17 protein-coding genes, 3 tRNA genes and 3 rRNA genes are annotated in these 21189 nt (G+C 39.7%); 4 read left to right on the top strand and 19 right to left on the bottom strand.

What is annotated here, in order from left to right:
* Nucleotides 1-42 precede the first annotated feature (42 nt).
* The 19 genes from rrf to BLP60_RS08240 form a co-directional block, all read right to left on the bottom strand.
* Nucleotides 43-159 (bottom strand): 5S ribosomal RNA (gene rrf, locus BLP60_RS08325).
* A gap of 50 nt (nt 160-209) precedes the next feature.
* A 23S ribosomal RNA gene (locus tag BLP60_RS08320) occupies nt 210-3154 on the bottom strand.
* 112 nt (nt 3155-3266) lie between these two features.
* Nucleotides 3267-3342 (bottom strand) — tRNA-Ala (locus BLP60_RS08315).
* Nucleotides 3343-3363: 21 nt separating this feature from the next.
* Nucleotides 3364-3442, bottom strand: a tRNA-Ile gene (locus BLP60_RS08310).
* 97 nt (nt 3443-3539) lie between these two features.
* Nucleotides 3540-5105 (bottom strand): 16S ribosomal RNA (locus BLP60_RS08305).
* Together the 16S, 23S and 5S rRNA genes with 2 tRNA genes alongside form the textbook arrangement of a ribosomal RNA operon.
* Nucleotides 5106-5387: 282 nt before the next feature.
* Entirely contained in the window at nt 5388-6539 is a 1152-nt protein-coding gene (gene proB / locus BLP60_RS08300; RefSeq protein ID WP_092065926.1) for a glutamate 5-kinase, read from the bottom strand.
* 58 nt (nt 6540-6597) lie between these two features.
* Nucleotides 6598-7590 carry a GTPase ObgE gene (gene obgE / locus BLP60_RS08295; protein WP_092065924.1) on the bottom strand — a complete coding sequence of 331 codons (993 nt, stop codon included), beginning with the start codon at nt 7588-7590 and terminating at the stop codon, nt 6598-6600.
* Between the two features lie 17 nt (nt 7591-7607).
* The gene (gene typA, locus BLP60_RS08290; RefSeq protein WP_092065922.1) at nt 7608-9446 is read right to left on the bottom strand and encodes a translational GTPase TypA; all 1839 of its coding nucleotides are present in this window, start codon (nt 9444-9446) and stop codon (nt 7608-7610) included.
* An 81-nt stretch (nt 9447-9527) separates the two neighbouring features.
* On the bottom strand, nt 9528-9791 hold the full coding sequence (gene rpmA / locus BLP60_RS08285) for a 50S ribosomal protein L27 (RefSeq protein ID WP_092065920.1): 264 nt from the start codon (nt 9789-9791) through the stop codon (nt 9528-9530).
* Between the two features lie 9 nt (nt 9792-9800).
* Nucleotides 9801-10112: a 50S ribosomal protein L21 gene (gene rplU, locus BLP60_RS08280; RefSeq protein ID WP_092065918.1), complete on the bottom strand. Its 312-nt coding sequence runs from the start codon at nt 10110-10112 to the stop codon at nt 9801-9803.
* 99 nt (nt 10113-10211) lie between these two features.
* On the bottom strand, nt 10212-10949 hold the full coding sequence (locus BLP60_RS08275) for a ComFC family protein (protein ID WP_143338927.1): 738 nt from the start codon (nt 10947-10949) through the stop codon (nt 10212-10214).
* Nucleotides 10888-11451 (bottom strand): flavodoxin family protein, encoded by a 564-nt coding sequence (locus BLP60_RS08270; RefSeq protein ID WP_092065914.1) that lies wholly within the window; start codon nt 11449-11451, stop codon nt 10888-10890. The genes BLP60_RS08275 and BLP60_RS08270 overlap by 62 nt, the downstream gene beginning before the upstream one ends.
* A complete protein-coding gene (locus tag BLP60_RS10610) occupies nt 11420-11593 on the bottom strand; it encodes a hypothetical protein (protein WP_159427716.1) in 174 nt (57 codons plus the stop codon). Before BLP60_RS10610 ends, BLP60_RS08270 begins: the two co-directional genes overlap by 32 nt.
* A gap of 67 nt (nt 11594-11660) precedes the next feature.
* A complete protein-coding gene (locus BLP60_RS08265) occupies nt 11661-12689 on the bottom strand; it encodes a glycosyltransferase (protein ID WP_092065912.1) in 1029 nt (342 codons plus the stop codon).
* Between the two features lie 3 nt (nt 12690-12692).
* Complete coding sequence (locus BLP60_RS08260) at nt 12693-13325, bottom strand: MBL fold metallo-hydrolase (protein ID WP_092065928.1); 633 nt, start codon at nt 13323-13325, stop codon at nt 12693-12695.
* 252 nt (nt 13326-13577) lie between these two features.
* Nucleotides 13578-13653: transfer RNA gene (locus BLP60_RS08255), tRNA-Asn, on the bottom strand.
* A gap of 77 nt (nt 13654-13730) precedes the next feature.
* Nucleotides 13731-15353 carry an NAD+ synthase gene (locus tag BLP60_RS08250; protein ID WP_092065910.1) on the bottom strand — a complete coding sequence of 541 codons (1623 nt, stop codon included), beginning with the start codon at nt 15351-15353 and terminating at the stop codon, nt 13731-13733.
* Nucleotides 15354-15355: 2 nt separating this feature from the next.
* Nucleotides 15356-16969, bottom strand: a complete 1614-nt coding sequence (locus BLP60_RS08245) for a response regulator (RefSeq protein ID WP_092065908.1) — start codon at nt 16967-16969, stop codon at nt 15356-15358.
* A 27-nt stretch (nt 16970-16996) separates the two neighbouring features.
* Nucleotides 16997-17818 (bottom strand): purine-nucleoside phosphorylase, encoded by an 822-nt coding sequence (locus BLP60_RS08240; protein ID WP_092065906.1) that lies wholly within the window; start codon nt 17816-17818, stop codon nt 16997-16999.
* 72 nt (nt 17819-17890) lie between these two features.
* Here BLP60_RS08240 and BLP60_RS08235 point away from each other — a divergent pair, with 72 nt between their 5' ends.
* From BLP60_RS08235 to BLP60_RS08220, 4 genes are read left to right on the top strand one after another with little or no spacing between them, the layout of a single operon-like run.
* Nucleotides 17891-18649 (top strand): motility protein A, encoded by a 759-nt coding sequence (locus tag BLP60_RS08235; RefSeq protein WP_092065904.1) that lies wholly within the window; start codon nt 17891-17893, stop codon nt 18647-18649.
* Nucleotides 18636-19364, top strand: coding sequence for an OmpA/MotB family protein (locus BLP60_RS08230; RefSeq protein ID WP_092065902.1), 729 nt, complete (start codon nt 18636-18638; stop codon nt 19362-19364). Before BLP60_RS08235 ends, BLP60_RS08230 begins: the two co-directional genes overlap by 14 nt.
* 15 nt (nt 19365-19379) lie before the next feature.
* Nucleotides 19380-19787 carry a PilZ domain-containing protein gene (locus BLP60_RS08225; protein ID WP_092065900.1) on the top strand — a complete coding sequence of 136 codons (408 nt, stop codon included), beginning with the start codon at nt 19380-19382 and terminating at the stop codon, nt 19785-19787.
* A complete protein-coding gene (locus BLP60_RS08220) occupies nt 19774-21180 on the top strand; it encodes an ATP-binding protein (RefSeq protein WP_092065898.1) in 1407 nt (468 codons plus the stop codon). Before BLP60_RS08225 ends, BLP60_RS08220 begins: the two co-directional genes overlap by 14 nt.
* Nucleotides 21181-21189 lie beyond the last annotated feature (9 nt).

The raw sequence follows: 21189 nt of genomic DNA, 5'->3' as shown, positions 1-21189 counted from the left end.
AGAGTTAGGATTGATTTATGTGGGATATAGAAGAGAAGACCGTTCTGGGATCGACCTACTTTCCCACCCTTTAAATAGGGCAGTATCATTGGCGCTGGAGGTCTTAACTTCCGAGTTCGGAATGGGATCGGGTGTTACCCCTCCGCTATGGACCCCAGAACGGAAAAATTTATGATTAAACAGGGGTGAGGGAAAGAGGTTTATAGAGATAAGTTAAGACGCTCGGACTATTAGTACCGGTTAGCTAAACGCATCGCTGCGCTTACACTTCCGGCCTATCTACCTGGTAGTCTTCCAGGGTCCTTCGTCGAGCCGAAACTCGAGGGAGACCTTATCTTGGGGAGGGCTTCCCGCTTAGATGCCTTCAGCGGTTATCCCGTCCGATCATAGCTACCCTGCTGTGCCGCTGGCGCGACAACAGGTCCACTAGAGGATCGTCCATCCCGGTCCTCTCGTACTAGGGACAGAACCCCTCAAGTCTCCTACGCCCACAGCGGATGAGGACCGAACTGTCTCACGACGTTCTAAACCCAGCTCGCGTACCACTTTAATCGGCGAACAGCCGAACCCTTGGGACCTGCTCCAGCCCCAGGATGTGATGAGCCGACATCGAGGTGCCAAACCACGCCGTCGATGTGAACTCTTGGGCGTGATCAGCCTGTTATCCCCGGCGTACCTTTTATCCGATGAGCGATGGCCCTTCCATGCGGAACCACCGGATCACTAAGGCCTACTTTCGTACCTGCTCGAGATGTCTCTCTCACAGTCAAGCTCCCTTATGCCTTTGCACTCAACGGCTGGTTTCCAATCAGCCTGAGGGAACCTTTGCACGCCTCCGTTACCTTTTAGGAGGCGACCGCCCCAGTCAAACTACCCACCAGACACTGTCCACGACTAGGATCACTAGCCGCGTTAGGGCCCTAGATTACCAAGGGTGGTATTTCAAGGGCGGCTCCACCTGAGCTGGCGCCCAGGCTTCATAGCCTCCCACCTATCCTACACATGATAATCCAAGACCCAATGTCAAGCTGTAGTAAAGGTGCACAGGGTCTTTCCGTCCTGCTGCGGGTACCCGGCATCTTCACCGGGAGTTCAATTTCACCGAGCCTCTGGTTGAGACAGTGTGGGGATCGTTACGCCATTCGTGCAGGTCGGAACTTACCCGACAAGGAATTTCGCTACCTTAGGACCGTTATAGTTACGGCCGCCGTTTACCGGGGCTTCGGTTCAGTGCTTCGCCTTACGGCTAACACCTCCCCTTAACCTTCCGGCACCGGGCAGGCGTCAGTCCCTATACGTCGTCTTACGACTTCGCAGAGACCTGTGTTTTTAGTAAACAGTCGCCCCCACCATTTCTCTGCGGCTCCCAGCAGCTCCAGTAGTTAATACCTTCACCACCAAGAGCACCCCTTCTCCCGAAGTTACAGGGTCATTTTGCCGAGTTCCTTAACCAGAGTTCGCTCGAGCGCCTTAGGTTACTCACCCCGCCCACCTGTGTCGGTTTACGGTACGGTCTAGCTAACGGTCTCGCTTAGAGGCTTTTCTCGGCAGCTTGGGATCGGCCACTTCGTCCTTTATAGACTCGTACTCACCCCTCAGCGTTTACAGGAGCCCGGATTTGCCTAAGCTCCCCGCCTACAGGCTTGAACCGACTATTCCAACAGTCGGCTGACCTACCCTTCTGCGTCCCCCCTTCGCTCAAACGACCGTTAACCAGGCGCAGGAATATTAACCTGCTTCCCATCAGCTACGCCTCTCGGCCTCGCCTTAGGAACCGGCTAACCCAGGGCAGATTAGCTTTACCCTGGAAACCTTGGGCTTACGGCGAGAGAGTTTCTCACTCTCTTTATCGTTACTCATGCCAGCATATTCACTTCCCTACAGTCCAGCATACCTCACAGTACACCTTCTTCCCGTAGGGAACGCTCCCCTACCCCAAGTACCTAACGGTACTTAGCCGCGGCTTCGGTATCATGCTTAAGCCCCGGTACATTTTCGGCGCAGAACCACTAGACCAGTGAGCTGTTACGCTTTCTTTAAAGGATGGCTGCTTCTAAGCCAACCTCCTGGCTGTCTCAGTAGCTCCACCTCCTTTCCCACTTAGCATGAATTTCGGGACCTTAGCCGGCGGTCTGGGCTGTTTCCCTCTCGACTATGGACCTTCTCACCCACAGTCTGACTCCCAGGCTAAACTTACGGCATTCGGAGTTTGGTAGGGTTTGGTAACCTGGTGGGGCCCCTAGCCCTTCCAGTGCTCTACCTCCGCAAGTCATCGCCTGAGGCTATACCTCAATATATTTCGGGGAGAACCAGCTATCACCGAGTTTGATTGGCCTTTCACCCCTATCCACAGGTCATCCGAGCAGTTTTCAACCTACACCGGTTCGGGCCTCCAGTAGGTGTTACCCTACCTTCACCCTGCCCATGGATAGATCACTCGGCTTCGGGTCTAATCCCCAGTACTATAACGCCCTCTTCAGACTCGCTTTCGCTACGGCTTCGCCTCTTAAAGGCTTAACCTCGCACTGAAAATTAACTCGCTGGCCCATTATGCAAAAGGCACGCCCTCACTACACCTAATGGCATAGCTCGGACTGCTTGTAGGCAATCGGTTTCAGGTTCTATTTCACTCCCCTCCCGGGGTTCTTTTCACCTTTCCCTCACGGTACTTTCCGCTATCGGTCGCCAGGGAGTATTTAGCCTTGGAGGATGGTCCCCCCAGATTCCCACAGGGTTCCACGTGCCCCGCAGTACTCGGGTACCACCAGCGCCACTTTCGATTTCGCATACGGGCCTTTCACCCTCTATGGGACACCTTCCCAGGTGCTTCTGCTATCTACTCATGGATCACTTTATGGTGGCCCCACAACCCCGGATAGCATGCTATCCGGTTTAGGCTACTCCCCTTTCGCTCGCCGCTACTCAGGGAATCTCGTTTGATTTCTCCTCCTCCGGGTACTGAGATGTTTCACTTCCCCGGGTTCGCCCCCTGATTACTCAGGGTACCTGGATGTTACTCCAGGTGGGTTCCCCCATTCGGATATCCCCGGATCATAGCCTGTTTGGCGGCTCCCCGAGGCTTTTCGCAGCCTACCACGTCCTTCATCGCCTCCTGGCGCCTAGGCATCCACCGATTGCCCTTAATATCTTAACCTATCTCTTCCGCTCTTTCCCTCTTTACCCCTATTTAATTGTCAATTAACTCTCTAAAGATTCCTATGTAACACCCTCAATTCCTAAGAGTGCTACAACTAAAACCTTTAGCCTGGTGGAGGTGAACGGAGTCGAACCGATGACCTCCTGCGTGCAAGGCAGGCGCTCTCCCAGCTGAGCTACACCCCCACACTCTCCACCCTTCTTACTTGGTGGGCCTAGATGGACTTGAACCATCGACCTCACGCTTATCAGGCGTGCGCTCTAACCGAAACTGAGCTATAGGCCCATCTAAACCCTATTCTATCTACTTTCAATCAACTACCATCACTTCTAACAATTAAATAGCGAGCTTATACAGGTAGAGTAGAAAGCTTATCCTCTATAAAGGAGGTGATCCATCCGCACCTTCCGGTACGGATACCTTGTTACGACTTCACCCCAATCACCAGCCCTACCGTCGGCAGCTGCCTCCCCTTACGGGGTTGGCTCACTGACTTCGGGTAGAACCAGCTTTCGTGGTGTGACGGGCGGTGTGTACAAGGCCCGGGAACGTATTCACCCCGGCATGCTGATCCGGGATTACTAGCGATTCCGCCTTCATGCAGTCGAGTTGCAGACTGCAATCCGAACTACGATGGGTTTTTTGGGATTAGCTCCACCTCGCGGTCTCGCAACCCTTTGTACCCACCATTGTAGTACGTGTGTAGCCCTGGGCGTAAGGGCCATGATGACTTGACGTCGTCCCCACCTTCCTCCGAGTTGACCTCGGCAGTCCCCCTAGAGTGCCCGGCTTTACCCGATGGCAACTAAGGGCAAGGGTTGCGCTCGTTGCGGGACTTAACCCAACACCTCACGGCACGAGCTGACGACAGCCATGCAGCACCTGTCTCCGGGTTCCCCGAAGGGCACTCCGCCATCTCTGGCAGATTCCCGGGATGTCAAGCCCAGGTAAGGTTCTTCGCGTTGCATCGAATTAAACCACATACTCCACCGCTTGTGCGGGCCCCCGTCAATTTCTTTGAGTTTCATCCTTGCGGACGTACTCCCCAGGCGGGACACTTATCGCGTTTGCTTCGACACCCAGCGGGTCTAACCGCCAAACGTCTAGTGTCCATCGTTTACAGCGTGGACTACCAGGGTATCTAATCCTGTTTGCTCCCCACGCTTTCGCACCTCAGCGTCAGTTTCGGCCCAGGTAGCCGCCTTCGCCTCTGGTGTTCCTCCCGATATCTACGGATTTCACCCCTACACCGGGAATTCCGCTACCCTCTACCGAACTCTAGCTCAGCAGTCTCAAGTGCTATCCCAAGGTTAAGCCCTGGACTTTCACACCTGACTTGCCAAGCCGCCTACGCGCGCTTTACGCCCAGTGATTCCGAATAACGCTCGCACCCTCCGTATTACCGCGGCTGCTGGCACGGAGTTAGCCGGTGCTTCCTCTGGAGGTACCGTCAAACTAATAGCCTATTCGACTATCAGCCCTTCTTCCCTCCTGACAGAGGTTTACGACCCGAAGGCCTTCTTCCCTCACGCGGCGTCGCTGGGTCAGGGTTGCCCCCATTGCCCAATATTCCCCACTGCTGCCTCCCGTAGGAGTCTGGGCCGTGTTCCAGTCCCAGTGTGGCCGTCCACCCTCTCAGGCCGGCTACCCATCGTCGCCTTGGTAGGCCTTTACCCCACCAACTAGCTAATGGGACGCAGGCTCATCCCCAGGCGGTAGCTTCTTCGAGAGGCCACCCTTTCTTAGCTAACCCCTTAATCATTAGCTAATTCATCCGGTATTAGCCCCGCTTTCGCAAGGTTATCCCAGTCCCAGGGGTAGATCACCCACGCGTTACTCACCCGTGCGCCGCTTTACTCACCACCCGAAGGTGGCTTTCTCGCTCGACTTGCATGTGTTAGGCACGCCGCCAGCGTTCATTCTGAGCCAGAATCAAACCCTCCAGATTAAATTCCTTCTCAAAAAAAAACCTTACTAGCTCTCTACTCTACCCTAACTCGCTATTCAATTGTCAAAAATCATGGAGCTTTCCCTTCTAACTCACTCCACCTTAACTTGTCAATAACTTTTTTTCCACAACCCCAATCACCACTCCAACTCCAAAACAACTCTCTCCAACCCAACTCCATCCCCTCGTGGCGAAGGAGCTTTTTTAGCTATGTTGGCCAAAAAGTCAAGCTTTTTTTATTTTTTTCTTTAAAAAAATTTTAAGTACCTAAATATATTAACCTTATCCTAAAAAAACATCTAAAAGCAAATTATCTGCATGAATAACTTCAGAATATATGTTTTCACCTAAAATTGAAGTCAACTCAGAGCTTTTTTTTCCTTTTATCAAGGCAATGTCAGATGAAGCATAATTGCTTAAACCAACACCAATCGGTGTTCCTTGTTTACTCAAAACTTGTACAAGAGAACCTTTACTAAATTCACCTTTGATTCCTACTATTCCCACAGGAAGCAAGCTTTTACCCTTTTTTAAAGCCAGTATAGCTCCTTGATCTACTATTATCTGACCTTCTGGATCTAAATTATAAGCAAACCAAAATTTTCGTCTTGAAATCTTCTTTCCTTCTGGCAAAATCCACGAACCAATGTTTTGTCCAGAAAATAACTTTTCAAGAATAAACCTCTCTTTACCAGGCAAAATAACAGTAGGCACTCCAAGTTGTGCTGCTCTTTTAGCAGAAAGAAGTTTACTATACATTCCTCCAGAGCCTTGTTCACTTTTACCTTCACAAAGCTTATTTAGATCCAAAGAAAAAATATTTTCAATATAGTCTATTTTTTTTGCCTTGGGATAAAGAGATGGATTTTTTTCAAATACTCCTTGAGCAGAGGTAAGGTTTATTAATAAATCTGCTTCTACTAAATTTAAAATCAACACTGCCAGTTGATCATTATCTCCAAATTTAAGTTCTTGGACAGCTACAGTATCATTTTCATTAACTATGGGTATAGTTCGCCATTCAAAAAGTTGGGAAAAAGTATTTCTAGCATTTAAAAATCTTTCTCTACTTTTTAAGTCCTCTCTGGTTAGCAAAATCTGAGCAGTTATTTTGGAAAATCGAGCAAAAGCCTCATCATAAATATGCATAAGCCTGCTTTGCCCAATTGCAGAAGCTGCCTGTTTATAAACTAAGTTAGACTTTATTTTACACTTAGAAACAACTTTACAACCTGCAGCAACAGCTCCTGAACTAACTACCACAATATCAATTCCTTTATTATGAACCAATGATAAGTCATCAGCCAATCTAGTAATAACTTTTAAATCCAAATCATTTTCAGTTGTTAAAACAGCACTACCAACTTTTACTACTATTTTTTTTACGCTCTGTAGAACTTGTTGTTTATAAAATTGAAAGTCTTGAGGTTTCACAGGCTCTCCTCTTTAATACAATAGGCTAAAATCTGATATTAAACAAATAATCCTATATTTACAATTTTTTCCACATAGCAGACAAAAGTTCCTCAATTCCATCTCCATGCAAAGCAGAAATAAAAAACAGCTCTGGATACTTATTTTTTAATATACTCAAATCTTCTTTTGAAAGTAAATCAATCTTATTAATAACTTTTATCTGCTGCTTTTTAGCTAATACAGGATCAAATTTTTCAAGCTCTTTATTAATTAAATCAAAACCTTGGGCAATATTATCTAAGTCCACATCTTCTATACTTAAAATATGAACCAAAAATCTTGTTCTTTCCACATGTTTTAAAAAACGATGCCCCAATCCCTGGCCTAAATGAGCCCCTTCAATAAGTCCTGGGATATCAGCTATAACCATCTTGCGTCCCAAATCATCCGCAATAACGCCCAAATTAGGCACCAAAGTAGTAAAAGGGTAAGGAGCAATTTTAGGTCTTGCTGCAGAAATAGCTGAAAGAAAAGTAGACTTACCTGCATTGGGCAATCCCAACAAACCAACATCTGCAATTAGTTTAAGCTCTAGTCTGAGCCTTTTTTCCTCTCCAGGGAGACCTGGCTGAGCATAACGAGGGGCCTGATTAGTAGGTGTTTTAAAGTACATATTACCTTTGCCACCTCTGCCACCTCTTGCTATCAAAAATTTTTCTCCATTTTTAGCTAAATCTGCCAATAAAACTTCTTTTCCTTGTTCCTCATCTTTAATTTCATAGATCAAAGTACCTACAGGGACTTCAATTACCAAATCTTTACCAGCTCTACCATCTTTCTGACTTCCCATACCGGGTTGTCCATTCTCTGCTTGATACACCCTCTTTAATCTAAAATCATACAAAGTAAGAAGTTTATTACTTGCTAGAAAATAGACATCTCCTCCCTTACCGCCAGAGCCACCATCAGGTCCCCCTTTAGGAACAAATTTTTCTCGCCTAAAGGAAACACATCCTCTTCCACCTTTACCAGCTTTAACTAAAATTTTTGCTTCATCAATAAAACGCATTGTTTTTAATCTTTTTTCTAATTTAAAATTTGCTTTTTAGCTTTAGAAGCTAAAGCATGTCTTTTTTGGGCTGAAAGCACCACCTTACGCAATCTAATACTTTTTGGAGTTACTTCCACCATCTCATCATCTCTAATAAAGTGCAAGGCCCTTTCTACAGTCATAGGTAAAACAGGGGTCAAAATTACTGCATCATCTTTTCCTGCAGCACGAAGATTTGTAAGCTTCTTGGCTTTACAAGGATTTACATCTAAATCATTGGCCCTATTGTGTTCTCCTATAATCATACCTTCATAAACCATATCTCCAGGACGAACAAAGAGCTGTCCTCTGGGCTCAAGATTAAATAAAGCATAAGCTACAGCAACTCCCTCTCTATCCGCAACCAAAGCACCAGTAAACCTGGAAGGGATTTCTCCTGTATATTCACCATAACCCACATACAAAGAGTGCATAATACCTGTTCCCTTTGTGTCCGTAAGAAACTCATCTCTATAACCAATAAGCCCCCGTGAAGGGATCAAAAATTCCAATCTCACGCGTCCTTTGCCATTGTTTACCAAATTTTGCATTCTTCCTTTACGCAAGGAAAGTTTCTCTGTAACTACTCCCATAAACATCTCTTCGCAATCAATAAACACTCGCTCCATAGGCTCTAATAGCATATCGCCTTCTTTTTTAAAGATAACCTTTGGACGGCCAACACAAAGTTCAAATCCTTCCCTACGCATTGTTTCCACTAATACTGCTAGTTGGAACTCTCCTCTACCTTTTACAATAAAAGCATCTTTATCCTCTGTCTCTTCAATTCTAATAGCCACATTGAGCAATGTTTCTTTTAACAGACGTTCTCTAATTTTACGAGACTGGACATATTTCCCTTCCCTACCTGCAAAAGGCGAAGTATTAATGGAAAAAAGCATAGATACAGTTGGCTCATCAACTTGAATTCTGGGCAAAGCCTTGGGATTTGCTTTTGTGGCAATAGTATCTCCAATCTTTACTTCTTCTATTCCAGAAAGAACCACAATATCTCCAGCTTCCACTTCTTTTACTTCGTTGACTTCCATTCCCTCATAAACCTGTAGCTTAGATACCTTTAGGGTTACTGTTTTCTCCTCCCCAATACAAACTAGGGTCTCATTGGCTTTAACTCTTCCATTAAACACTTTACCAATTGCCAATCTACCCAAATAATCAGAATAACCCAAATCAGAAACCAACATTTGAAAAGGTGCGCTTGGATCAAAACTAGGAGCAGGAATATGTTCTAATATTGCATCAAAAAGCAAGGTTAAATCTTGATCTTCTTCAGATAAACTTTTTTTACATACTCCTGTCTTTCCAATGGTATAAAGCACAGGACAATCCAATTGTTGTTCAGACGCATCCAATTCTATAAGTAAATCATACACTTCATCTAAAACCTCATTTGGTCTAGCATCCTTACGATCAATCTTATTAATACAAAGAATTAAAGCTAAGTTCGATTGCAAAGCCTTTTGCAATACAAACCTTGTTTGAGGGAGTGGTCCTTCAGAAGCATCTACCAATAAAATAGCTCCATCAACCATGGAAAGAGCTCTCTCTACTTCTCCTCCAAAGTCAGCATGGCCTGGAGTATCCAAGATATTAATCTTTACTCCTTTATAAGTAAGAGCACAATTTTTTGCCGCAATAGTAATACCTCTTTCTCTTTCCAACTCCAAAGAATCCATTACCCTTTCCACATCTTCAGATTGCCTAAAAATACCGCTCAGCTTAAGCATGCTATCTACTAGTGTAGTTTTTCCATGGTCAACATGTGCTATTATAGCAATATTTCTTATTTTTTTATTTACCCCTACAGACTTCATTCAAAATTCTCCTTTTAAAAAACAAAAAGCCCCTTTTAAAAGGGGCTTTAAAACAACATAAAAAATAAAACCACCAGTTAATTAAGCAGGCACAACACTAACTCTTGTCTTAACTCTATTTTTCCTTTTATATTTTTCAAACTTTACCACTCCATCCACAAGAGCAAACAGTGTATAGTCTTTTCCTACACCAACATTTTTACCTGGATGAATTTTTGTTCCAAGCTGACGCACCAATATATTACCTGCTCTTACCTGCTGGCCAGCAAATCTCTTTACCCCTCTTCTTTTACCAATGCTATCTCTACCATTACGGGTACTTCCACCTGCTTTTTTATGAGCCATAATCTCCTCCTAGGCCTGGATTTCTTTTATCCGCAAAGCAGTAAACCATTGTCTATGACCTTGTTTCTTGCGGTAACCCTTTCTTCTCTTCTTCTTAAAAACAATAATCTTCTTACCTCTTCCATGCCCTAAAACTTCACATACTACCTTTGCACCATCCACATAAGGAGTGCCAATCTTAACCTCAGCACCCTCACCTACCACCAGCACCTTATCTAAAACGATCTCTTTTGCTGGCTCCACATCTAATTTTTCGACCTTAATCTCAAGCCCTTCTTGGACACGATACTGTTTTCCACCTGTTTCCACTATCGCAAACATAGTTTTAACCTCCAGAAAAGTGAAACAGCACAAATAGACTATTTTTTTTAGGTTAGTCAAGACTTTTTTACATAAAATAAAAATCCAATCCCATTTTACCTATTTCTTAAGGGTTCTGGCTAAAACTAAAACCTGAATAGTTCTAGCCCCTTTTTGCTTTAAAACCTTGCTCGCTTCAAAACAAGTAGCTCCTGTAGTATAAATGTCATCTATGAGTAAAACACTTTTCCCTTGCAAATCTTGCTTTACGGCAAAACAACCTTTTACATTTAGCTTTCTTTCTTTTCTGTCTAACTCTCTCTGCGGCAAAGTGTCTTTAATTTTTAATAATAAATTTCGTTTCAGTGTAAAATGCAAACGCTTACACAAACCTTTTGCTAGTTCTAAACTTTGATTAAAACCTCTAGCTCTTAGCTCATTTTTAGACATAGGAATGCACATTACTATATCTGGTTTTAAAAAACTAAATTCAAAAAATGCATTTTCTAAAATATCAACTAAAAAATTCAGCATTTCCATTTTTTTTTGAAATTTAAAATCATAAATAATTTTTTGATAAATATCTGTGAGAAACACTCCAAAACCAAATTTGGTCCAAGGAGGAGGATGTTTCAAACAACTACTACACACATGAGATGTATCTAATACATACTTCTCTCCACACAAGGAACAATATCCTCCCTGTTTAGGGATTATATTTTGTAAACACTTCAGGCAAAAATAAATCTCTACCTCTGGAGAACCACACAAAAGACAACGTCTTAAAGAAAAAAAACTAGATGGAAAGAAAGGAAAATACCTTTTCTTCCACCTGTTGAGAAATATGTTTAGGCGCATCTAGCCCTCTTAGACCACACACTTTCACAGATAAACAAAAAATGGAGGCAAAATAAGTTAAAGTCAGCTCTGTACCTATAAAAAGTTTATTCCCTTTAGGTCTACCAGCTACAAGAACTGCCTTTAAAATGCCTGGCAAGGCATTTAATTTGTTTCGCTGTTGCAAGGCATAAAAACTCTGAGCTCTATCAATAAACCCCTTACACCTCCCTGGAAGATGATAAAAATATATTGGAGCAAAAAAGAACACTTTTCTTAAAATTAACATCTCTTGAAATAAACTATAAATATTATCCTTACTCTCAAAAATGCATCTTCCTAAAAAGGAATCCTGCATACACTTCTGACAACCTTGGCAAGCATAGAATTGCTCTCTAGCTAAGGAAAACAATCTTACAGAATATCCTCTAGCCTCTAAAAAAACTTTGGCTTTTAGGGCTAAGGTCTCTGTGGTTCCATTTTTATTTGGGCTACCACTTATTAGAAGAATCTTTTCGGACATAAATTCCTTTAATATAGCTAGGATATTTTTCTATTGTTAAAATATAGTTGGGTTCTTTTTTCAATACCTTGCTTAAGGCTCGTTCTAATTTATCAGAAACTAATACTACTAAAACCATAGGTTGTTTTTCTTTAAGATACAACTGTATCTCCTGAAAAACTTTTCAGCACGTATTTCTAAAGTCTAAAATTATTTCTTTTTTTTGCATGTTACCCATCTAATTTTTCATATTCTTTTAAATAACGATACCCCATTTTTTGCCAAGAAAAATACTTTGTAGCTTTTTCTCGGGCGAGTTGTCCTACTTCTTTTAATTTTGAAGCATGTTGTAATAGCAAAATGGCTTGTTTTATCAAGTCTTCTTGGGAAAACGGTTCTATTAAAAAACCTGTTTTATTAGAATCAATTTGCTCATTTATACCACCCACCCCATAAGCAAGCACAGGAAGTCCCGCAGCCATTGCCTCTAGAATAACTAAAGGATAATTGTCAGCTAAAGTGGGATATAAAAACAGAGAAGCTCTCTCCATTACCTTCCAAACAGCTGCACTAGAAAGGTACGGTAAAATTAATACATCTTGAACTTGTTTTTTCTCAACATCGCCAATAACAATCCCCTTAGCATCTGGATGTTCTACTTTTATTCTATTCCAAATAGATAACCATGAACCACCACCTTTAAAACCTGCCTTGAGTCCACCATGAGCTACAAATAATACCAATTTCTGTTTATATCTTAAAAGGTCGAACTGAGGATGAATATACTCTACTTCCACTCCATTTGGAATTACTTTCACTTTTAACCAAGGCATTATCTTTTTTAATATCTTTTTTAACCAATTAGAAGGCACTATAATTAAAGGTTTTATAGAAAAAAGTATTTTCTTTTGAAACTCAAAAATTTTTGTAGCATTAAAAATCTGCTGTGGACAATTTTCACACTTTTGCTCCCACTGAACACAATTAACAGGGAACACACAGCCACCACTAAATACTCTAAAATCATGAGCAGTAATCACAATCTTATCTTTTTTAGGGAGAGAAGCTAAAATATTAGACCAATTAAGCAAAGTATGAAAATGCCAAATGGCACTCTTATGTTCAAAAGAGATATTATTCTCTTCTTCAGAAAAATGTCTAATTATGTGCCCTTTTTTAGAGAGAAACTTAGACAATAAATTGACTACTCTAGCCGCTCCTCCCTTGTCTTTTAAAGTAGAATAAAAACAAACTTCCATCTTTTAACTAAGATAATTATACCCAATAAAAAAAGGATTATGTATCTTTTCCTCTTTTACAACAGTAGGCTCTCCATGACCTGGGTAGATTATAGTATCTGAAGGCAAAGTAAAAATACTTTCTTCTACTGACTTTTTTAAAATCTCTAAGTCTCCGCCAGGGAAATCTGTTCGGCCAACTGAACGGAAAAAAATTAAGTCCCCAACAAATACTGCCTTTAGCTCTGGAAAATAAAAAGACAAACTGCCAGGAGAATGACCAGGTGTAGCTAAAACCTTACATTTGGTATTTAAAACCTCTACTTCTCCTGGCCTTAAATCTTTAAATTCAAAAAGTTCTGTTGAAGGAAAATCCATAAACCCTCCTAAACCAAGCTCTGATTCTAACAAATAAGCATCTTTCTGACTCGCAAAAATAGGAGCGCCAGTGAGTTTACTCAATTTAGCATTGCCCTGAATATGATCAAAGTGCAAATGGGTATTTAAAATGAGAGTTAAAGTAAGATTATTCTTCTCTAAGAACTTTATAATCTCCGTTGGTTCTCCTCCAGGATCTATAACTATAGCTTCCTCTTTATTAAAAATAAGATAACAGTTTGTTGCCAATACCCCAAGATTAAAAGTTTTAACACTCAAGCTCATAAAAACTCCTTATTTTCTTTTATATCTCTTTTTCATTTACTTTTTATTTACTAAAATAATTAGGAATCAACAGCAAGCAAAGAATCTTCTGTGTTAAAACAAAAAATCTCTTTTATTCTTTAAGCATCTTTCGGTTTACCAAATAATGGACATGGCTGGAAATTAATGAAAATGTAAGAATCGTAAGGCAATAAAATCTTTATTCTTAAAATAAAAAAGGCCTGGTTAATACCAGGCCTTGTTTACTGGCTCCCCGGGACGGACTCGAACCGCCAACCTAGTGGTTAACAGCCACCCGCTCTGCCGATTGAGCTACCGGGGAAAATTAAAAACTCACCCCTTAAGCGGTGAGAAGTGCTTTTAAGCAACTTTTAACTTATCGTCAAGATTTTTTTTATTTTATATTTTTGCAGCTATTGGCATTCTCCAGCCTGTCCCAAAAGCTCTATCTGTTACTTTAAGGCCAGGAGGAGCTTGCTTACGCTTAAATTCTGCAATCCTCACCATCCTATAAATTTTTTGCACTACTGCTTCTTCATATCCCAACTTTATTATCTCTTCTGGTTCCATATTCTTTTCTACAATAAACTCTAAAATTTTATCTAATATTTCATAAGGAGGCAAATTATCTTCATCTTTTTGATTAGGCCTAAGCTCTGCTGAAGGGGGTTTAACTAATACTCTAGAAGGAATAATTTCTACTTCTCTATTTAACCACTTACAAACCTTATAAACCATTGTCTTTGGAACATCCGCAATTACAGCCAGTCCACCAGACATATCACCATAAATAGTGCAATAGCCTACTGCTAACTCTGATTTGTTCCCTGTGGTTAATAAAAGAGCACCTAATTTATTGCTAATAGCCATAAGTAAATTTCCCCTAATCCTAGATTGGATATTTTCTTCAGTCACATCTTCAGGCAACCCTCTAAAAATAGGATGCAAAGTATTAACAAAGCTCTGTCGAATATCTTCTATGGGCAAAACATATGTATTAATTCCCAAGGTCTTAGCTAATTGTAAAGCATCTTCATTACTTTCCTTACTTGTAAAACAAGACGGCATCAAAACACCTAACACATTTTTAGGCCCTAAAGCTTCCACTGCTATTACTGCAGTTAGAGAAGAATCTATACCACCTGACAAACCTATCACCACCTTGTTAAAGCCGCACTTTCTCACATAATCAGAAACTCCCAAGACTAAAGCTCTAAAAATATCTTCCTCTCTAGGAATCTTTCCCTTTTCAGGAAAATCAGTTTTAGTATAAATATCTATAACTGCTATTTCTTCTTTAAATGAAGAAGCTCTATAAATCATCTCACCATTTGCATTAAAAACCATACTCCTACCTGGAAAAATTAAATCATCATTTGCCCCTACCTGATTTACATATACAACAGGAAAAGAATATTTCTTACTTAAATAAGCAAGCATTTTTTGCCTAACTTCCTGTTTTCCTACTGTAAAAGGAGATGCAGAAAGATTTATTAAAACATTTACCTGTGCGTTTGCCAATCCTGCCACTGGATCTTCTGGGTAAAAAGCTCTTTGCCAAAACTCTTTATCATTCCAAATATCTTCACAAATAGTGATCCCTAATTTTCCCCACTTATTTTCTACAACTTTATCTTTTGTAAAAGCAGTAAAATAACGTTGCTCATCAAACACATCGTAATTAGGCAACAATGTTTTGCCAATCCAAGTTTTTATTTGGCCATCTTCTAAAAAAAGAGCTGCATTAAAAACTTTTAAATTTTCAACCCATGGGCATCCAAGTATTACAGGGCCTAATAAGCGTAGATTCTCTGCCAATCGCCTCGCTGACTTAACACATCTATTTAACACTTGCTTTCTCAACAATAAATCACGTGGAGGATAACCAAGCAACGCCAGTTCTGAAGTAATTACTATTTGCGCACCTTTAGCAAAAGCTTCTTTTGCCCCTTGTTCTATTTTTAAAGCATTTCCTTCTATATCATTTATCCATGGATTTAACTGCAAGATTCCTATCTTCATAATTAGCCTATATATTCTTTTACTTTTTCTTCTAAACTTTCTTTAGTAAAAGGCTTATACAAAATATCACTTACTCCAGCTTCTAAGGCCGCTTCATTATCTGTAGCCTCATTTTGGGTTGTTACCATAATAATTGGCAGTTGTTTTTTTGAATATATCTTTCTGGTCTCTGCCGTAAGCTGTATCCCTGTCATTTGAGGCATATTTAAATCTGTAAATACAATCACAGGTTTATTTTTCTTTAACCATTCAACCGCTTCTTTAGGGTTAGCAAATAAAACTGGTTCAAATCCAAGCTCAAATAAATTAGATTTATATAGGGATAAAATCATCTTTGAATCATCAACAGCTACAGCGATTTTCTTTTTGGGCTCTTTTTTCTTTGACTTAGGCTTATCTATTAATTCAGCATAGCCATACTTACGCAGCAACTCAAAGTAAAAATTTCTAACATCTTCTGGGGTTTTGGTTTTAAGATAATCCAAAGCTACTTCTTTAAAACTATCCTCAGCAAGTAAATTTAAGAACAGATCTTTGGCTTGAGCCGTAATAACAGCTTTAACTAAATTAAAAGTTTCTTTATTTTTCTCCTTTACCATGTTTCTAATGCCTGCGACCAACACAGGGTTAAGATTTTTTTCTATAGCAGAGGCAGCAGCTACTCTCACTTGTTCATCTTCATCCATTAATCCTGCAGCAAGAGTATAGGCCCCCTTGTCTATAGGCAACATACCCAAAGCTTCATAAGCAGCAAAACGTACATTAGAATTTTGGGGATGAGAATTTAAAAGTTTTCTAATAGGCATAACTGCGGCTGGATCGCCAATTTCTCCTAAAACATTTAAGGTATGAATTAGAAGGTCTGGATCATCATAATTCAAATTTTCTATTAAAAAAGGAACAACTTTACTACCTATTTTAACTAATTTATTTTTAGCATAATTTCTAAGATGAGCATAATGAGAGCTTAGAGTTTCATTTAATTTAGTAAGACTCAAGCTATCTTGAATTTTCCCAAAAATATCTAAAATAAGTAAATCTATATTAGGATCTTGCCCCATTTTTTCAGACAGCCTTTTAATAGCAGTAGGAGATCCTATCTGCCCCAACGCCTTAATTGCTGCCAACATTAATGTTCTATTGTTAGAATATAAAAATTCACTCACAGGAGTGGTTGCCTGAGGATCGCCAATCTGCCCCAAGGCAAGAATAGTAGCTTCTAAAATATCCTCTTCATTTGTACTAGTTAAAATTTCTGTAAGATAAGGAACAAAATCTGGTAGCTTTGTCTCGCCTGCAAATTTAATTAACAATGTCCTTGGTTCTGCTCCTGAAGTTAACATATCTCCAAAAAGATGCGGGTCTGCAAAAATAACCTCCAAAAAAGCTGTTTCAAAATCTGAATCTTCAATTAAATTAGGTTCCTTTTGTAAAAACTCTAAAAAATAGGGCAAACTAAAACTAGGATCTCCTGTTGCTAAAATTCTTAAAACTTGAGCTCGATATTCTTTATCCAAGTCAAAAAAATAAGATAAAACGATCCCTGCCTTTATTTTATCTCTTTTACTAACATTATATTCAATTTCCTGAATAAGGTGTTTTGGATCAAAGTCCATTTATAACCTCCTTTTGATATTATAAAATTAAAATCTTACATCACCAACTAAAGAAAGTAAAAACTCTCCTAGTCTTTTATTTGTTTTTCTTGCCATTTCCAATATCTCCTCTTCACTTGTTTCTTGCATGCAATCCGGCAAGTTTTTGTTAGTTAAACAAGAAAATCCAATTATCTCCATACCCATATGTTTGGCTGCTATGGCTTCCAAAACTGTTGACATCCCAATAGCATCAGCTCCCAATCTTCTAAAAGCTCTTGTTTCTGCAGGTGTTTCCAAACTTGGACCCTTTACCTGAATATAAACTCCTTTTTGCAAAACAACCTTCATTTCTAATGCTATTTCCAAAGACAAATTTTGAAGTCGCCTAGAGTACACTCTACTCATATCAGGGAACCTAGGACCAAACTCTTCTAAATTCCTTCCTACTAAAGGATTTTCTCCTGTAAAATTAATATGATCTGTAATAAGCATTATCTCACCCGCCTCAAAAAGAGGATTTAACGCTCCTGCAGCATTAGTCAAAACTAACTTACTGACTCCCAAAAGCTTAGCAACACGCAATCCATACACAATATCAAAAGGAGAATAGCCTTCATAAAGATGAAATCTCCCTGAAAATACCAAAACATTTTTACCTCCTAATTTAGCAACAAACAATTTGCCAGCATGTCCTGGAGCAGTAGAAATAGGAAATTCTGGAATTTCAGAATAATCAAAAACTTTTTCAATATCCAACTTATCTGTAAATTCTCCTAAACCGCTTCCTAAAACTATTGCCACTTCTGGAGAAATAGATATTTTTTTAAGTAACCACTTATAAGACTTGAATATTTTTTCTTTTTGCATAATAACTCCCACCATGGTATAGATTTTTGTATGTTTTTATATAACTTAAACCAATATTTTTAAAGGTAAATTATGGACATTGCAACTTTTTTCGGCATTTTTATAGGCTTTTCTTTGGTAATTGGGGCTATTTTTCTAGGGGGAGCAGTTGATATATTTATTAATATCCCTGGAATGATGATTGTTTTAGGTGGGACTTTTGCCTCTACATGCGTTAATTTTCCTATTTCTGATATTCTTAAGGCACTTAAAGCAGGATTTCATATATTTACGCGTAAAAAAGTTACTCCTAATCAAGTAGTTAATTCAATGGTCCGAATTGCAGAAATCAGTAGAAGAGAAGGCCTTTTGGCTTTAGAACACGTAGAAACAGACAATAAAGTATTAAAAAAGGCCTGCCAACTTATTGCAGACAATGCAGATGCTAATCTTATTACAGAAACATTAAAAATAGAAATCGCCTCTTTAAAAAATCGTCATTCTATTATTCAAGATGTGTTTAAAAAAATGGGGAATTATGCTCCTGCGTTTGGAATGATTGGAACGTTAATTGGTCTTGTCCAAATGCTAACTAAATTGGAAGATCCAGCTGCTATTGGACCTGCAATGGCAGTAGCCATTTTAACTACTTTTTATGGTGCAATCATGGCGAATTTATTATTTCTTCCTATTGCAGGAAAATTAAAAAGTAGAACCTTAGAAGAAATACTTCACCTCAACATTATTTTTGAAGGAGCTAAAAGTATTTTGGAAAATAACAATCCAACTTTTGTCTACGAAAAGTTATCTTCTTTTGTAGCACCAGGAGAAAGAAAATATGATCGAAGATGATTTATTTTTAAAAGAAGACAATGAAGAGCCTCAACCATGGCTAACAACATTTGCAGATCTATCTATGTTATTGTTAGTGTTTTTTATTTTATTGTTTTCTATGTCTACCCTAAATCAAAAAGTGTTTAAGGAAACTATTTTATCTGTACGTCAAGCATTAGGAAAAGGAGAAAAAGGCACTTTAAAAATACCACTAGGAGCAGAAGGGGCAGGAGTGTCTGTAGATGAAATTCGTCAATACAGAGAAATTATAGAGGGACAAAAAAAAGTTTTCTCAGACCTTCAATATTTTTATACAGAAAAGGGATTAGAAGGAATTGTAGGAGCTTATCTAGAATCAGGCAAAATCATTTTACGTTTGCCTGCGCAAGTTTTATTTGCACCAGGCCAAGTAGAACTTACAGAACAAGGCAAAAAAACATTGATAGAATTAAAAGATTTCTTTATCAAACACCCAGATCAAAAGATAAATATCGTAGGTTATACAGATAACATTCCCCCTAAACCAGGAGGAAGATTTAAAGATAATTGGGAAATTTCTGCCTTAAGAGCAATTAATGTTTTACGTTTTTTACTCTCTTTAGGCATTGAACCCCAAAGACTAACTGCCACAGGCTTTGCAGATTTAAATCCTGTTTATCCTAATAATACTCCAGAAAACAGAGCTAAAAATCGTAGAGTAGAGTTTGTCTTAGAAAAAATGATTGCTCCCTAACTCAAGGAGAAAACCATGAGCGATTTTTTAGACGATTTTGAGGTTAAATTTACTTATCATTCCAAACGAAGGGCATTTAGAGTTAAAGCTGAGGATTTAAAAATAAAAATAGACAATAAAATTTATACAGTAAGAGATCTTAGCAGCGTGGGTCTCTCTTTTTGGCTTCCCTCTGGGCAAAATATAACCTTACAAGAAAATCAAATAATCTCTTTTACGTTATTCACAGAAAATAAAGATATTCTTGAAGGAGAAGTCAGGATTGTTAGGAAAAAAACTGATTATATTGCCTGTGAGTTTCTAAACCTAACAAAAAAACAAGAAATGCTCTTAGATAAATTGGTATTAGAAGAACAAAAAAGAAGAATCTCAGAAATAAAACAAAAGGCAAAGGAGTCAGAGGAAAATAATGAGAACACATAAAGTTTTGATTGCTAATCGCGGGGAAATTGCCATTCGCGTAATGGAGGCTTGTCGACGTTTAGGACATGAGTTTGTATGCGTTTATACAGCCGAAGACAAAGACTCTCTCCACTGCGAATTAGCCATAAAATATGGCGGAGAAAAAAGTTTATACAGAATAAGCTCGTACCAAGACGCCAATGAAATCTTTGCAGTAGCCGATCATAGTAAAGCCACTGCAATTCATCCAGGATATGGTTTTTTTGCAGAAAATTATCGCTTTGCCAGACGTGCTGTTCAGCGCACACGCCCTCTAATCTTTATTGGCCCTAATTGGCAAATTATCAAAGAACTTGGAGATAAGATTAACACAAAACGTCTAGCAAGAAAATTAGATGTGCCTACTGTCCCAGGTTCAGATAGACCCATTTATGATGATTTAGAAGCAGAGGAGTTAGCAAGAAACCTGTTTAATTTCCAAAAAGAACAAGGTATTGAATATCCTGTTATTCTAGTTAAGGCTTCTGCTGGCGGCGGTGGAATGGGAATTGAAGAAGTAGGTGATTTAGATAGATTTAGAAGCGTGCTGAGGCGTCTTAGGAATTATGCCCAAAGACAATTTGGCAATGATGGTGTACTTATTGAACAAAGAGTTTTTGATTTTAACCATCTAGAGGTACAAATAGTAGCTGATAGATATGGCAATGTGGTCCATTTTGGAACACGCAATTGCACTATCCAATCCACAGGTAGGCAAAAGCGAATAGAAGTTGCTCCTGGTTTTTATCCTAAAACTATCTCTTATGCCTTTGATGCAGCCAAAGTCCTAAGAGATATTGTCAAATACTCCGTCCGCATGGCCAAACATGTACGGTATGACAACGTAGGGACTTGGGAATGGATTGTCAGCCCTACTGGTCAACCATTTCTAATGGAAGTTAATACAAGAATACAAGTGGAAAATGGAGTTTCTGCTGTAATTTCTAGAGTAAGAGGGAAAGAAGTAGATATTATTGCCGAGCAGATCCGCCTTGGATTGGGAGAAAAGTTGGGCTATTCTCAAAAAGACATCTCCTTTACAGGTGTCGGCATAGAATATCGTATAATTGCAGAATCTCCAGAAGATAATTTTGCTCCGTGGGTGGGGACAATTGAAAAATTTTCTTGGCCCAACTATCCCTGGCTTAAAGTATTTTCTCATGTGCCCCAAGATAGACCTTATGAAATTCCCACAGACTATGATCCCAATCTTGCCTTGGCCATTGTCTGGGGAGAAAATCTAGAAGAAGCTAAACAAAACGGACTTAAATTTTTAAATGAAGTGGTGTTGGAAGGTAAAAATAACAAGCAGGAAAATCTTAAATCAAATCTAAATTTTCTTAAACAAAAAACAGAAAATATCTTAGTATTTTAAGAGAGAGGG

This window comes from Desulfonauticus submarinus (genome assembly GCF_900104045.1).
Taxonomy (GTDB): Bacteria; Desulfobacterota; Desulfovibrionia; order Desulfovibrionales; family Desulfonatronovibrionaceae; genus Desulfonauticus; species Desulfonauticus submarinus.
This window is presented reverse-complemented; position numbering and strand designations above follow the sequence as displayed.

What these genes read in the sequence shown, in the direction of transcription:
- obgE (WP_092065924.1), bottom strand. Translation starts at nt 7,590, where the DNA reads ATGCGTTTTATTGATGAAGCAAAAATTTTAGTTAAAGCTGGTAAAGGT.
- typA (WP_092065922.1), bottom strand. Translation starts at nt 9,446, where the DNA reads ATGAAGTCTGTAGGGGTAAATAAAAAAATAAGAAATATTGCTATAATA.
- rpmA (WP_092065920.1), bottom strand. Translation starts at nt 9,791, where the DNA reads ATGGCTCATAAAAAAGCAGGTGGAAGTACCCGTAATGGTAGAGATAGC.
- rplU (WP_092065918.1), bottom strand. Translation starts at nt 10,112, where the DNA reads ATGTTTGCGATAGTGGAAACAGGTGGAAAACAGTATCGTGTCCAAGAA.
- BLP60_RS08275 (WP_143338927.1), bottom strand. Translation starts at nt 10,949, where the DNA reads ATGCGCCTAAACATATTTCTCAACAGGTGGAAGAAAAGGTATTTTCCT.
- BLP60_RS08270 (WP_092065914.1), bottom strand. Translation starts at nt 11,451, where the DNA reads ATGTCCGAAAAGATTCTTCTAATAAGTGGTAGCCCAAATAAAAATGGA.
- BLP60_RS08265 (WP_092065912.1), bottom strand. Translation starts at nt 12,689, where the DNA reads ATGGAAGTTTGTTTTTATTCTACTTTAAAAGACAAGGGAGGAGCGGCT.
- BLP60_RS08250 (WP_092065910.1), bottom strand. Translation starts at nt 15,353, where the DNA reads ATGAAGATAGGAATCTTGCAGTTAAATCCATGGATAAATGATATAGAA.
- BLP60_RS08245 (WP_092065908.1), bottom strand. Translation starts at nt 16,969, where the DNA reads ATGGACTTTGATCCAAAACACCTTATTCAGGAAATTGAATATAATGTT.
- BLP60_RS08240 (WP_092065906.1), bottom strand. Translation starts at nt 17,818, where the DNA reads ATGCAAAAAGAAAAAATATTCAAGTCTTATAAGTGGTTACTTAAAAAA.
- BLP60_RS08235 (WP_092065904.1), top strand. Translation starts at nt 17,891, where the DNA reads ATGGACATTGCAACTTTTTTCGGCATTTTTATAGGCTTTTCTTTGGTA.
- BLP60_RS08230 (WP_092065902.1), top strand. Translation starts at nt 18,636, where the DNA reads ATGATCGAAGATGATTTATTTTTAAAAGAAGACAATGAAGAGCCTCAA.
- BLP60_RS08225 (WP_092065900.1), top strand. Translation starts at nt 19,380, where the DNA reads ATGAGCGATTTTTTAGACGATTTTGAGGTTAAATTTACTTATCATTCC.
- BLP60_RS08220 (WP_092065898.1), top strand. Translation starts at nt 19,774, where the DNA reads ATGAGAACACATAAAGTTTTGATTGCTAATCGCGGGGAAATTGCCATT.